The sequence below is a fragment of the Kitasatospora sp. NPDC002522 genome (assembly GCF_053595195.1).
Genome location: NZ_JBSFXE010000015.1, coordinates 69,885 through 83,243 on the forward strand (window position 1 = coordinate 69,885; position 13,359 = coordinate 83,243).

Genomic DNA, 13,359 nt, shown 5'->3' on the forward strand with positions numbered 1-13,359 from the left:
TGTCCTCACTCAGGGTCCGCGCCCTGGATCGACGGAACGAAAGGCCAGAGTCTCCTGACTCCCGGACGCCCCATCGGGCTCCCCGGTCACAGTGGCGGGACCGCGCCGGACTCGCACCGGCTTCCTCTGCTTACCTCCGTTTGGCCCGAAGATCCCACCACGCCCGCTTCCCGCCAGTCAACCGAGGTGACGGAGGGTTTGGTCACACACGGTCGCCGTCCGAGCGCTCCCGGCCGAGCGGCTGTCGCTCCGTCACTACGTCCGATCCGGCGTCCGGTTCGTCCACCCCCCTCTCGTTCGATCGACCAGTCGTCGGCCGGGACCGCCCGCCCCGCTTCGTGTCTTCGGCGGGTGGGGCCCGCCGCCGTCCGCCCGTACGTTCAGGGGGCATGCGACGCAGACAGCTGCCGGCCCCGCCCGTGCCGTTCTCCCCCGCCGCGGCCCGGGCCCACCGGACCGGCCTCGGCCTGACACCCGATCAGGTCGCCGAAGGCCTCGCCGCCCACGGCATCCGCCTGCTGCCCGCCCACGTCCTCGGCTGGGAGAGCGGCCACATCGTCCCCACCGAAGAGGAGCTCATCGCCCTCGCCCGCACCCTCTGGTGCCCGCCCGTCCAGCTCATGGGCGGAGCCCCGCGCACCCTGCGCGACTTCCGGCTGGCCCGCGAGCTCAGCCAGGAACAGGCCGCCCGCCGCCTCGGCCTCGCGCCCGCCACCTACCAGAAGGCCGAAGCCACCGGGAAGTGGACCGGCGACGAGGAACAGACCCACACCCTCGCCGTCGTCCTCGGCGTCGACCTCCGCACCCTGGTCCACCTCACCGGCCGCGACGCCGAACTCGACTCCCGCCTCCGCCAGGTCGTCCAGGGCCGCTGGCAGGCCCAACTCCGCCCCATCGCCCGCATCGTCCCGGTCGCCCCCGAAGCCCTCGAACACACCCTCGCCACCCTCCAGTCCGAACACCACACCCCCACCCACTGGGGCGCCACCCCGCCCCCGCCCCGCCCCCCGGTCACCCCGCGCTTCTGGCAACTCCTGGCCGAGGAACTGGCGGCCTAGCGGACGGGTGCCAAGGGTCGGTCGAACGGCCGATCCTCAGTCTTCGCTCAGATCATCACCGTCTCGCCCCGTCGTCTGTCAGCATGGCCGCGCCCGACCGGCAGAACGCACCCAGGGGGTTCCATGGCAAGGATCGAAGACACCGGGCCACCGCTGCTGCAACCGTGCCCGAGCTGCGGACTCACCGACGAGGTGGCCGGCGTTCCGGCCGTCTACCACGCCGGGCGGGACAGCGTCAGGATCACGACTCCGGCTCGTTTCGACGATCCCGAGGAGACCGTCACCCGCAGTGTCACCACGTCCCTGTCGGGTGCTCTGGAACCGGCACCGGGGCTCTTGTCCATGCCGTCACCGCTCGGTTGTCTCGCGGGGATGTTGGGACTGGTGTCCATCGGGACCTTCATCGCAGGCGCCGCCGCCGGCCACTGGTTCAGTGACCGCACCACGGCGACGCACCCGCAGAACTACCCGTTCGACCGCACTCCGGTCGCGGACTCGCCACGGCCCGACTTCGCCTTCCTGGGCTGGATCTCCGCACTGGCGCTGGTGGCGGCGATCGCGCTGTTCGTCCGCGCGGCCAAGCATCGGTCGGCCCGAAAACGGCTCCTGGCGGGTCGGGCGGCTGCCGAGCGGCTCTGGTCCCGAGGCTGGTACTGCGCCCGCTGCGGCACCGTCCACTTCCGCACCGAGTCGGGCGAAGAGGCCACAGCGCTGACCCTGCAGGAATTCCGGGCGCTGGTCTGGGAGGCCGGCGGCTACGGCCACCTCGTCGAGGGCGGTCCCCGCCAACCGATGCCGAGGGCTCGTCGGCGCGCATGACCCGGAGCGCGGCCGCTCCCGGTGCACCGTCCCGCTGTCACCGGCGGTCGGCTCCCCGGCCGACCACCCGCTCGCGCGTCCCGGGTCGCCGGGGGCGGCGTCTGCGGGTGGACTGGTGCTCGTAGCCATGGACCGTCAGCCGGGGAGTGCCGTCGATGCGTTGGGGAACCGCCGCCGTTGTCGCAGCCGCCGCAGCAGGGACCGGGGCGGCGTTCCTGCTGCTCGGGAGGAAGGTGTCGAACCGGGTGGTGCGGCCCGGGGAGGTGGAGCCGTTCGCCGCGACGCGGGTGGTGGTGCAGGACCTGGGTCCCGGCCGGGTCGGGCTGACCCGGACCGAGGAGACCCTGCTGACCGGGCACTACGCGCTGGAGTGGCCGGACGGCGGGCACGCGGTGGTCGGCGGTGTCCTGGACCGCGGCGAGCAGCGGGTCCTGCGGCGGCTGGAGCGGGCCGACGGCGGCACCCTGGCCGTCGGCACCGAGGTCCGGGTCACCCCGCGGGTGCTGATCGGGGACCCGCGCACCGCCGCCGGCCTGGACTTCACCGACACCGCGGTCGACGGCGAGCTCGGCCCGCTCCCGGCCTGGCACACCACCGGGATCCGCGGCACCTGGGTGGTGCTGATCCACGGCCCCGGCGCCGACCGCACCCAGGCGCTGCCGGTGCTGCCGCTGCTGCACGCGCTGCGCCTGCCCACCCTGACCGTCACCTACCGCGGCGACGAGGGCGCGCCCGCCTCCCCGGACGGCCTGGGGCACTTCGGCGAGACCGAGTGGCGAGACGTCGAGGCGGCGATCGTCCACGCCCTGGACCACGGCGCGGGCCGGGTGGTGCTGTACGGCTGGTCGGTCGGGGCGAGCATCGCGCTGCAGACCGCGGCCCGCTCGACCTGGCGGGAGCGGATCGCCGGCCTGGTGCTGGACTCGGCGGTGCTGGACCTGACCGAGACGATGCGCCGGGAGAGCGCCCGCGGCGGCGCGTCCCCGGCTCTCGCCGAACTCGGCTCGCTCGCCGCGCAGGGCCGCACCGGCGTCGACCTGGCCGGCTTCGCCCGGATCGCGGCCGGCACCGACCTGCCCGCCCCCGCGCTGGTGCTGCACAGCCCCGCTGACCGGATCGCCCCCTGGGCGGCCGCCCAGCGCCTCGCCACCAGCCGGGACGACCTGGTGAGCCTCCAGCCCGTCCCGGACGCCGCACACGCCGCCCTGTGGAACGCCGACCCGGCGGCCTACACCGAGGCGCTGCGCCGCTTCCTCACGCCGCTGCTGTGACGGCGGCGGCCGGCGCCGTGACGGCGATCACCAGGCGGAACCGGAACGCCGGCCACCGCGTCCTGTTCTCGCAGGCTGCGCGGTATTGTTCATGTGCATGCCAGAAAACGGAGCGATCCGTCCCGCTTTGCGGTGGCTTGTCCACCCTTCGTTCGAACGGTTGGGACAGCGCGCCGAGACAGCCCGGCAGTCGATGTGACAGAAGGCCCGTGCAAGGGGAAGACTGCACGGCGTGACGTCTCGGAACCCGCGCGACCGTGATGCCCCGCACCAGCCGATCCGCACCGGTGCGACGGTGACCCGTCTGCCCGGCACGGCCGGGCGGGCGGACGGCACTGTACCCGGCACCAACCGACGCCGGGTCCCCGCCAAGCCCGGACGCGGCCGCGTGCCCGTCCCGGACGGCTTCCCCGCGCCCGCCGAACTCGCCCCGCTGGCCCGCCGGATGCTCGCCGACGCCGTCCGCGTCGCGCGCTGGGCCGGCGAGCTCGCCGAGGTCGACAAGCGCGGCGAGCTCCTCCCCGAGGACGCCCGCGCCGCCGGCCGCGCCCTCGCGATGACCGTCGGCGCCGCCGCCAACGCCTGGGGCCAGGCCCTGCTGGTCGGCCTGGTGGAACTCCGCGACGGCGGCGCCGGACCCGGCTGGCGGCTGCACGCGTGGGAGCGCGACGACGAGGCGGTGGTCCGCGGCTGGTCCGCGCTGTTCGACGCCTGGACGCTGCTCGCCCCGGTCCCGCCGGTGGCGCTGCGCGGCGTCTTCGCGCAGCTGGCCGGCCAGGCCGTCGACCAGGCCCCGCAGCTGCTCTCCTTCCTGCACCTGGTGGACGGGCCGGTCGCCGACAGCGAGCTGCTCGAACTGCTCCGCCGCGGCCTGGACGAGCGCCGCCTCGGCCCCGGCACCTTCCCGCTCTCGCCGGTCCCGCACGCCGCCTCCGCGGTCTCCGCGGTCCGCGGCACCTGCCGCGAGCCGCAGATCGACACCCCGCACGCGCCCGCCGACGTCGCCGCCGTGCTCGACTGGATGCTCGACGGCCTGGCCGCCGTCGGCGCGCTCACCCGCGGGGACGAGGCCGCCGAACTCTCCCCGCTCGGCCACTGGGCGGTGCGCGCCAAGCTCGAGGAGATCTGCACCGTCGCGCAGACCGCCGCCGGGCACATCGAGCAGAGCGCCGTGGAGCTGCTCAGCGCCTGCGCCGACTACACCCCCGGACCGGCCCGCGCCGAGTTCCGCGCCTGGGTCGCCGCCCGCCCCGCCGACCGCGCCGTCGCCGAACTCCTCGAGGCCGCCCGCGGCGAGGACGCCCTGGTGCGCGGCCTCGCCTTCGAGGCCCTCCGGGTGGTGGCCGGCTCCACCGCCGAGCAGGGCGTCCGCGCCGCCGTCGAGGAGGCCGTCCTGCGGCCCTACGCGCTGCTCTGGCTCGCCGAACAGCTCGACGAGGGCGGGGTGTCCCCGGCCGACGTGCTGGGCGCGGAGGACGCCGCCTGGCTGTGGGTCGACACCGCCGCCGCCGTCCTCGACCACGGCGAGACCGACCTGCTGGTCGGCCACGTCGAGGGCGCCTCGGCCGGTGAACCCGTCCGCCTGTTCCACCGCGCCCGCCAGTCCGGCCACCCGCGAGCCGCCAGCGTCCTGACCGCCGTCGCCTCCGTCCACCCGGACCCCGCCGTCGCCCGCGCCGCCCGCCGCAGCGCCTTCTCCGTGCACAACGGCGGCGCCTGAGCTCCCGCCTCGGTTCGCGCCCCGTCAGGGGCGCGGGGAACTGCGCGAAGCGGAAGACCGCACAGCAGAAAGCCGCCCACCCGGAGAATTCTCGGAGTGGGCGGCTTTCGTGAGAGCAGCTACCGCAGCTACCGCAGCTACGCGCAGTTCCGCTCGGCACGCCGGGCCCGCACGTCGCCGACCTTCTGGCCGACCTTCCGGCGGATGACCAGCAGCGGAGCCATCGCCGCGAGGGCGATCTGGGCGACCGCGCCGATGTGCATCAGGGTGTCGCCGCCGGGCAGGCCCGCGGCCCAGGAGGCGAGGCAGCCGATGGAGACCACGATCCAGGCCAGCGTGGCGGTGGCCAGCAGGCCCTGCGGCTTGGGGTACTCGATCCGGCTGACCATCAGGTAGGCCACGCCGAGGATCATCAGCAGGCCGGGGATGAACGGCGGGTCGAGCAGCACGATCGCGATGACCGTCATCGCGCCCATCGGGCAGGGCATGCCCTGGAAGATCCCCGGCCGCATCTTGACGGCCGAGAAGCGGGCCAGCCGCAGCACCACGGCGAGCAGCACGGTCAGCGCGATGAACGCCGAGAGCTGCTGGTTGGAGCCGGGCGAGACCAGGCCCCAGACCGCGACGAAGTAGGCCGGCGCGATGCCGAAGCTGATCAGGTCGGCCAGGTTGTCGAGCTCCGCGCCCAGCGCGGAGGAGCGCAGCTTGCGCGCCACCAGGCCGTCGAACAGGTCGCACATCGCACCGATCAGCAGCAGGGTGACCGCGGTGGCGGCGCTGTGCTTGACGGGCGTGTTGGACTCGCCGGTGAGGTGCGGCATGAGGATCCCGGTGGTGATCGAGTAGATCGCCAGGAAGCCGCAGACGGCGTTGCCCAGGGTGAGGAAGTCGGCGGTGGACAGGTGCTGGGGGGAGCGGGGCGCGCGCAGCTCGCGGTCCCGGGCCCAGCGTCGGCGGCGGAGTTCGGTCTCCTCTTCGTCGGCAAGGCCGACCAGAGTCTCCGGATCAGTCACGGTCAAGGCGAGTCACCCCGGCTGTGGTCTTCTGGCCGACCTCGACGCCGACCTCGACGCCGGCCGGCAGGTAGGTGTCGACGCGCGAGCCGAAACGGATCAGACCGACCCGTTCGCCCTGCTCGACCTTGGTGCCGGCGTCCATGTAGGGGACGATGCGGCGGGCCACGGCGCCCGCGATCTGCACCATCTCGATGTCGCCGAGCTCGGTGTCGAAGTGCCACACGACGCGCTCGTTGCGGTCGCTGTCCTTGTTGAACGCCGGGACGTAGCCGCCGGCGATGTGCTCCACGGACGTCACGGCACCGGCCAGCGGCGCGCGGTTGACGTGGACGTTGAGCGGGCTCATGAAGATGGCGACGCGGGTGCGACCGTCCGGCCACTCGTCGATGGACTGGACCACGCCGTCGGCGGGGGAGATCACTCTGCCGGCGCCGATCTCACGCTCGGGGTCGCGGAAGAACCACAGCATGCCCGCGCTGAGCGCGCAGGCCGGCACGGCCGCCAGGGCCCACTTGCCGGAACGCCGGGTGAGGGCGGTCGTCACGGCGGCGGTGGCCAGCGTGGGAACGAACCAAGGGGTGGCTCCGCGGGCGATGGTCACGCGGGGTCGGCGACCCTCGGGTCCGGGACCCTGGGCGGAGGTGTGAGGGGACGGGCTGATGGGCATCGAGGACCTTTAGTCGCGGGCCCCGCGCGGGGACACTGAATGGCCCCTGGACGGGGGCCACCGCGGGGATCGAGTTGTCGGGACGGCTGCTGTCCCGGTGGATGCTATCGGGACCTGCCGGTATCTGGGCAAGCCGCCTGCTAGTCGAACTACGCCTGCCTGATGAGTCGTGCTCCTGCTATGTGTACGACCGTAACCGGGGTGGGTGCGGATCCCCAAGGACTCGCAAGGACGTGGTGACCCACGTCTCAGCGTGTCGGGGGTGATTCCGGGGTGTGCGGAAGCGGCCGCGGGGCGCGTACCTGGGGAAACGCGCCCCGCGACCGCTTCCGTCGCCACGCCGGCCGTGGAACGGCTGACCAGGCCTCGGTCGGCGCGGCGGGGTGTCGGAGGCGGGCCCGCACGCCCGCGTTCCGACCGGAGAGGGACGTTCTCAGTCCGCGAGCCGGTACTCCTCCAGGAGCCGGCGGCCCACGATCATCTTCTGGATCTCCGCCGTACCTTCACCGATCAGCAGCATCGGGGCCTCCCGGTACAGCCGCTCGATCTCGTACTCCTTGGAGAAGCCGTAGCCGCCGTGGATCCGGAAGGTGTCCTCGACGACCTCCTTGCAGTACTCGGAGGCCAGGTACTTGGCCATGCCGGCTTCCAGGTCGTTGCGCTGGCCGCTGTCCTTCTTGCGGGCGGCCATCACCATCATCTGGTGGGCGGCCTCGACCTTGGTGGCCATCTCGGCGAGCTTGAACTGGATCGCCTGGTGCTCGGCGATCTTCTTGCCGAAGGTGGTGCGCTGCTGCGCGTAGGCGATGCCCAGCTCGAAGGCGCGGCGGGCGACCCCGCAGCCGCGGGCGGCGACGTTGACGCGGCCGACCTCGACGCCGTCCATCATCTGGTAGAAGCCCTTGCCGGGGACCCCGCCGAGGATGCGGTCCGCCGGGATGCGGACGTCCTGCAACACCAGCTCGGTGGTGTCGACGCCCTTGTAGCCCATCTTCTCGATCTTGCCGGGCACGGTCAGGCCGGGAACGGTCTCGTTCGGCCCGAAGCCCGGGGTCTTCTCGATCAGGAAGGTGGTCATGTTCTTGTACGGGGTGTTGCCGCCCTCGTCGGTCTTGCACAGCACCGCGACCACGGACGAGGTGCCGCCGTTGGTCAGCCACATCTTCTGGCCGTTCAGGACGTAGAACTCCCCGTCCTTGACTCCCTTGGTGGAGATCGCGGAGACGTCGGAGCCCAGGCCCGGCTCGGACATCGAGAAGGCGCCGCGCAGCTCGCCGGCGGCCATCTTCGGGAGGAAGTAGTCCTTCTGCTCCTGGGTGCCGTGGGCGTTGATCATGTGCGCCACGATGAAGTGGGTGTTGACGATGCCGGAGACCGACATCCAGCCGCGGGCGATCTCCTCGACCACCAGGGCGTAGGTCAGCAGCGACTCGCCGAGGCCGCCGAACTCCTCGGGGATGGTCAGACCGAACAGGCCGAGCTGCTTCATGCCCTCGACGATGGCGGTGGGGTACTCGTCCTTGTGCTCCAGCTCGGTCGCGACCGGGATGATCTCCTTGTCGACGAACTCCCGCACGGTGGCGAGGATGTCCCGCTGGATCTCGGTGAGGCCGTCGGTCTGTGCGAGGCGTCCCATCGTGCGGCTCCGTGACTGCTCAAGAGGGATGAGGGTGGGGGAGGGGGCTCCGCGGCGCGTGGCTGCCGCGGAGCCCCCGGGACCGGGGTGGGGTACGGCCGATGACGGCGGCCTACCCGTCCGGGGTCTGGGTGGGCTCAGGCGAGCGGTTCGGGGCGGCCGGGCTGCTCGCCGCCGCGCTCCTTGTTGTACGTCTCGGTCGGCACCATCACCTTGCGGCGGAAGATGCAGACGACCGTGCCGTCCTGCTTGTAGCCCTTGGTCTCGACGTAGACGATGCCGCGGTCCGGCTTCGAGGTGAGGTTCTTGTCGAGGACCACGGTCTCGCCGTAGATGGTGTCGCCGTGGAAGGTCGGCGCGATGTGGCGCAGCGACTCGATCTCCAGGTTGGCGATCGCCTTGCCGGAGACGTCCGGGACGGACATGCCGAGCAGCAGCGAGTAGATGTAGTTGCCGACCACGACGTTCCTGCCCTGCACGGTGGTGGTCGCGTAGTTGGCGTCCATGTGCAGCGGGTGGTGGTTCATGGTGAGCAGGCAGAACAGGTGGTCGTCGTACTCGGTGACGGTCTTCCCGGGCCAGTGCTTGTAGACCGCGCCGACCTCGAACTCCTCGTAGGTGCGTCCGAACTGCATGGCTCAGGCTCCCGGGATCTCGAACTTGGTGGTGCGCTCCATGCCCGCGGCGCGGCCCTTGCCGGCGATGACCAGGGCCATCTTGCGGCTGGCCTCGTCGATCATCTCGTCACCGAGCATCGCGGAGCCCTTGGCGCCGCCGGCCTCGGAGGTGCACCAGTCGTAGGCGTCGAGGATCAGCTCGGCGTGGTCGTAGTCCTCCTGCGAGGGCGAGTAGATCTCGTTCGCGGCGGCGACCTGGTCCGGGTGCAGCACCCACTTGCCGTCGAAGCCGAGGGCGGCGGAGCGGCGGGCGACCTCGCGGTAGCCCTCCTGGTTGCGGATCTGCAGGTAGGGGCCGTCGATGGCCTGCAGGTCGTTGGCGCGGGCGGCCATCAGGATGCGCATCAGGATGTAGTGGTAGGCGTCGGCGCCGTAGCCGGGCGGCTGCTCGCCGACCACCAGGGACTTCATGTTGATGGAGGCCATGAAGTCGGCGGGGCCGAAGATGATGGTCTCCAGCCGGGGCGAGGCCTCGGCGATGGCGTCGACGTTGATCAGGCCCTTGGCGTTCTCGATCTGCGCCTCGATGCCGATCTTGCCGACCTCGAAGCCCATGGTCTTCTCGATCTGGGTGAGCAGCAGGTCCAGCGCCTTGACCTGCTCGGCGGTCTGGACCTTCGGCAGCATGATGCAGTCGAGGTTCTGGCCGGCGCCCTCGACGACGGTGATGACGTCGCGGTAGGTCCAGTGCGTGGTCCAGTCGTTGACCCGGACGACCCTGGTCTTGCCGCCCCAGTCGCCGTTGTTCAGGGCGTCCACGATGTGGTGGCGGGCGCTCTCCTTGACCAGCGGGGCGCAGGCGTCCTCCAGGTCGAGGAAGACCTGGTCGGCGGGCAGGCCCTGGGCCTTCTCCAGGAAGCGCGGGTTGCTGCCCGGCACGGCCAGGCAGGAACGGCGCGGACGGAGTCGGTTCACAGTCGTCATGAGGGAGGTCGTTCCTTCCGGTCAGCTGGTCGCGGCGGTGGTCGCCGCCCACGGCTGAAGCCTGTTGGCGAGCCGGATCTCGTCCACGATCCGGCCGATGATGGTCGTGATGCCGAAGTCCTTGGGGGTGAACACGGCGGCGACTCCGCCGGCCTTGAGGGCCTCGGCGTCCGCGTTGGGGATGATGCCTCCGACGATCACTGGCACATCCTCCACCCCGGCCCGGCGCAACCGCTGTATGACGTCGGGCACAAGCTCGGGGTGCGCGCCGGAGAGGATCGACAGTCCGACGCAGTGCACGTCCTCGGCGACGGCGGCGGAGACGATCTGTTCGGGCGTCAGGCGGATGCCCTGGTAGACCACCTCGAAGCCGGCGTCGCGGGCCCGGACGGCGATCTGCTCGGCGCCGTTGGAGTGCCCGTCCAGGCCGGGCTTGCCGACCAGCAGGCGCAGCTTCCCGGCGCCGAGTTCGGCGGCGGTGGCGGCCACGGCCTCGCGCACGGCGGCGAGTTCGCCGCCCGGCTCGGCGGCGACCGCGACCGGCGCGCCGCCGACCCCGGTGGGGGCGCGGTACTCGCCGAACACCTCGCGCAGTGCGAAGGACCACTCGCCGGTGGTGGCGCCGGCCCGGGCGCAGGCCAGGGTGGCGTCCATCAGGTTCTGCTCGGTGACGGCCACCTCCTTCAGGCGGGCCAGGGCCGTCTGCACGGCGGCCTCGTCGCGCCCCTGGCGCCAGCGCTCCAGGTTCTCCAGCACGGAGCGCTCGGAGGCCGGGTCGACCACCATGATGGCGGTGTCCAGGTCCGCGGTGAGCGGGCTGTCCTCGGTGGTGTCGAAGCAGTTGACGCCGACGATCTTGTCCTGGCCGGCCTCGATCCGGGCCCGGCGCTCGGCGTGCGAGGCGACCAGGTTGGACTTCAGGTAGCCGGACTCGACGGCCGGGATCACGCCGCCCATCCCCAGCACCTTGGCGATCTCCGCCTCGGCGCCGGCCAGCAGTTCCTCGGTCTTCGCCTCGATGACGTGCGAGCCGTTGAACAGGTCGCCGTACTCCAGCAGGTCCGACTCGTAGGCCAGCACCTGCTGGATGCGCAGCGACCACTGCTGGTCCCACGGCCGCGGCAGGCCCAACGCCTCGTTCCAGGCCGGGAGTTGGACGGCCCGCGCGCGGGCGTCCTTGGACAGCGTGACGGCCAGCATCTCCAGCACGATGCGCTGGACGTTGTTCTCCGGCTGGGCCTCGGTCAGGCCGAGCGAGTTGACCTGCACGCCGTAGCGGAACCGGCGCTGCTTGGCGTCCTCGATGCCGTAGCGCTCGCGGGTGACCTTCTCCCACAGCCGGGTGAAGGCCCGCATCTTGCACATCTCCTCGACGAAGCGGACGCCCGCGTTGACGAAGAAGGAGATCCGGGCGACCACCTCGCCCATCCGCTCGGCCGGGACCTGCCCGGAGTCGCGGACCGCGTCGAGCACGGCGATCGCGGTGCACATCGAGTAGGCGATCTCCTGGACCGGGGTGGCCCCGGCCTCCTGCAGGTGGTAGCTGCAGATGTTGATCGGGTTCCACTTCGGGATGTGCGCCACGGTGTAGGCGATCATGTCGGTGATCAGCCGCACCGAGGGGCCGGGCGGGAAGACGTGCGTCCCGCGCGACAGGTACTCCTTGACGATGTCGTTCTGGGTGGTGCCGGTGAGCTTGGCGATGTCCGCGCCCTGCTCCTCGGCGACCACCTGGTACAGCGCCAGCAGCCACATGGCGGTGGCGTTGATGGTCATCGAGGTGTTGGTCTGCTCGAGCGGGATGCCGTCGAACAGGGTGCGCATGTCGCCGAGGTGCCCGACCGGCACGCCGACCCGGCCGACCTCGCCGCGGGCGAGGACGTGGTCGGAGTCGTAGCCGGTCTGGGTCGGCAGGTCGAACGCGACCGACAGGCCGGTCTGACCCTTCGCCAGGTTCCGCCGGTAGAGCGCGTTGGAGTCGCTCGCGGTGGAGTGCCCGGCGTAGGTGCGCATCAGCCAGGGGCGGTCGCGTTCCTGAGCGGCCATCAGATGTCCCGGAAGGCGTTGATCTTGGTCAGGTGCTGCTCGCGCAGCTCGGTGTCGCGCACGCCCAGGCCCTCCTGCGGGGCCAGGCAGAGCACGCCGACCTTGCCCTGGTGCTTGTTGTGGTGCACGTCGAGGGCGGCCTGGCCGGTCTCCTCCAGGGAGTAGACCTTCGACAGGGTCGGGTGGATCTTGCCCTTGGCGACCAGACGGTTGGCCTCGAAGGCCTCGCGGTAGTTGGCGAAGTGCGAGCCGACGATCCGCTTCAGCGACATCCACAGGTAGCGGTTGTCGTACTGGTGCATGTACCCGGAGGTGGAGGCGCAGGTGACGATGGTGCCGCCCTTGCGGGTGACGTACACCGAGGCGCCGAAGGTCTCGCGGCCCGGGTGCTCGAAGACGATGTCCACGTCCTCGCCGCCGGTGAACTCGCGGATCTTCGATCCCAGGCGCTTCCACTCGCGCGGGTCCTGGTTGTTCTCGTCCTTCCAGAACTTGTAGCCCTCGGCCGAGCGGTCGATGATCGCCTCGGCGCCCATGGCCCGGCAGATGTCCGCCTTCTGCGGGCTGGAGACCACGCAGATCGGGGTGGCGCCGCCGGCCAGCGCGTACTGGGTGGCGTACGAGCCGAGGCCGCCGCTGGCGCCCCAGATCAGCACGTTGTCGCCCTGCTTCATGCCGGCGCCGTTGCGGGAGACCAGCTGGCGGTAGGCGGTGGAGTTGACCAGGCCCGGGGAGGCGGCCTCCTCCCAGGTCAGGTGCTTGGGCTTGGGGAGGAGCTGGTTGGTCTTCACCAGGGCGATCTGGGCCAGGCCGCCGAAGTTGGTCTCGAAGCCCCAGATGCGCTGCTCCGGGTCCATCATCGTGTCGTTGTGGCCGTCCGGGGACTCCAGCTCGACCGAGAGGCAGTGCGCGACGACCTCGTCGCCCGGCTTCCAGGCGTTGACCCCGGCGCCGGTGCGCAGCACCACGCCCGCCAGGTCGGAGCCGAGCACGTGGTACGGCAGGTCGTGACGGTTCGTCAGCGGCGAGAGGCGGCCGTAGCGCTCCAGGAACCCGAAGGTGGAGACCGGCTCGAAGATCGAGCTCCACACGGTGTTGTAGTTGACGGAGCTGGCCATCACGGCGACCAGGGCCTCGCCCGGGCCGAGCTCGGGCAGCGGCACGTCGTCCAGGTGGAGCGACTTGCGCGGGTCCTTGTCGCGGCTGGCGAGGCCGGCGAACATCTGCTCCTCGTCCTTGTGGAGCGTCACGGCCCGGTAGGACTCGGGCAGCTCGAGCGCGGCGTAGTCCGCGGACGTGGCGTTGCCGCTGAGGATCGCGGCGAGAATTTCCTGCATGGCTGCCTCCGAAGGCGTACCTGTGCGAGGGACACAGGGCGTCTGGGGGAGCCGGGAGCGGACACCGGCTTCGGCTTGAGGGTCTGGGTGGGTGGTGCGGGTGCGACGAGTTGGGTGGGTCGCGTGGGTGCTGCTGTTACGCCCCCTCGGTAGGGGACGCCGGACGACGGCGCGCCGAGGTGGGGAGC

General features: G+C 71.7%; 11 protein-coding genes and 1 riboswitch. Of the genes, 4 read left to right on the forward strand and 7 right to left on the reverse strand.

Annotated elements, in window-relative coordinates; genetic code table 11:
- Window positions 1-26: 26 nt before the first annotated feature.
- Window positions 27-172: riboswitch (cobalamin riboswitch) on the reverse strand.
- Window positions 173-389: 217 nt separating this feature from the next.
- The 4 genes from ACWD4U_RS15410 (at window position 390) to ACWD4U_RS15425 (ending at window position 4,868) form a co-directional block, all read left to right on the forward strand.
- Complete coding sequence (locus ACWD4U_RS15410; RefSeq protein ID WP_363456085.1) at window positions 390-1,058, forward strand: helix-turn-helix domain-containing protein; 669 nt, start codon at window positions 390-392, stop codon at window positions 1,056-1,058.
- 123 nt (window positions 1,059-1,181) lie between these two features.
- Complete coding sequence (locus ACWD4U_RS15415; RefSeq protein ID WP_363456082.1) at window positions 1,182-1,877, forward strand: hypothetical protein; 696 nt, start codon at window positions 1,182-1,184, stop codon at window positions 1,875-1,877.
- 155 nt (window positions 1,878-2,032) lie between these two features.
- Window positions 2,033-3,148 (forward strand): alpha/beta hydrolase, encoded by a 1,116-nt coding sequence (locus ACWD4U_RS15420; RefSeq protein ID WP_363456079.1) that lies wholly within the window; start codon window positions 2,033-2,035, stop codon window positions 3,146-3,148.
- Between the two features lie 232 nt (window positions 3,149-3,380).
- Window positions 3,381-4,868, forward strand: a complete 1,488-nt coding sequence (locus ACWD4U_RS15425; RefSeq protein ID WP_363456076.1) for a hypothetical protein — start codon at window positions 3,381-3,383, stop codon at window positions 4,866-4,868.
- Window positions 4,869-5,005: 137 nt separating this feature from the next.
- On the opposite strand, the gene ACWD4U_RS15430 is transcribed toward ACWD4U_RS15425, so the two are convergent.
- The 7 genes from ACWD4U_RS15430 to ccrA all read right to left on the reverse strand — a co-directional run bounded on the left by ACWD4U_RS15430 (window position 5,006) and on the right by ccrA (window position 13,171).
- A complete protein-coding gene (locus ACWD4U_RS15430; RefSeq protein ID WP_363456074.1) occupies window positions 5,006-5,887 on the reverse strand; it encodes a CDP-alcohol phosphatidyltransferase family protein in 882 nt (293 codons plus the stop codon).
- Window positions 5,874-6,551 carry a phosphatidylserine decarboxylase gene (locus tag ACWD4U_RS15435; RefSeq protein WP_363456071.1) on the reverse strand — a complete coding sequence of 226 codons (678 nt, stop codon included), beginning with the start codon at window positions 6,549-6,551 and terminating at the stop codon, window positions 5,874-5,876. The genes ACWD4U_RS15430 and ACWD4U_RS15435 overlap by 14 nt, the downstream gene beginning before the upstream one ends.
- Window positions 6,552-6,984: 433 nt before the next feature.
- Window positions 6,985-8,187 carry an acyl-CoA dehydrogenase family protein gene (locus ACWD4U_RS15440; protein ID WP_363456068.1) on the reverse strand — a complete coding sequence of 401 codons (1,203 nt, stop codon included), beginning with the start codon at window positions 8,185-8,187 and terminating at the stop codon, window positions 6,985-6,987.
- Window positions 8,188-8,324: 137 nt separating this feature from the next.
- Window positions 8,325-8,822 (reverse strand): MaoC family dehydratase, encoded by a 498-nt coding sequence (locus ACWD4U_RS15445; protein WP_363456065.1) that lies wholly within the window; start codon window positions 8,820-8,822, stop codon window positions 8,325-8,327.
- 3 nt (window positions 8,823-8,825) lie between these two features.
- Entirely contained in the window at window positions 8,826-9,788 is a 963-nt protein-coding gene (locus ACWD4U_RS15450; RefSeq protein ID WP_363456062.1) for an HpcH/HpaI aldolase/citrate lyase family protein, read from the reverse strand.
- A gap of 21 nt (window positions 9,789-9,809) precedes the next feature.
- Window positions 9,810-11,834, reverse strand: a complete 2,025-nt coding sequence (locus ACWD4U_RS15455) for a protein meaA (RefSeq protein WP_363456060.1) — start codon at window positions 11,832-11,834, stop codon at window positions 9,810-9,812.
- Window positions 11,834-13,171, reverse strand: coding sequence for a crotonyl-CoA carboxylase/reductase (gene ccrA, locus ACWD4U_RS15460; protein WP_363456057.1), 1,338 nt, complete (start codon window positions 13,169-13,171; stop codon window positions 11,834-11,836). Before ccrA ends, ACWD4U_RS15455 begins: the two co-directional genes overlap by 1 nt.
- Window positions 13,172-13,359: the final 188 nt, after the last annotated feature.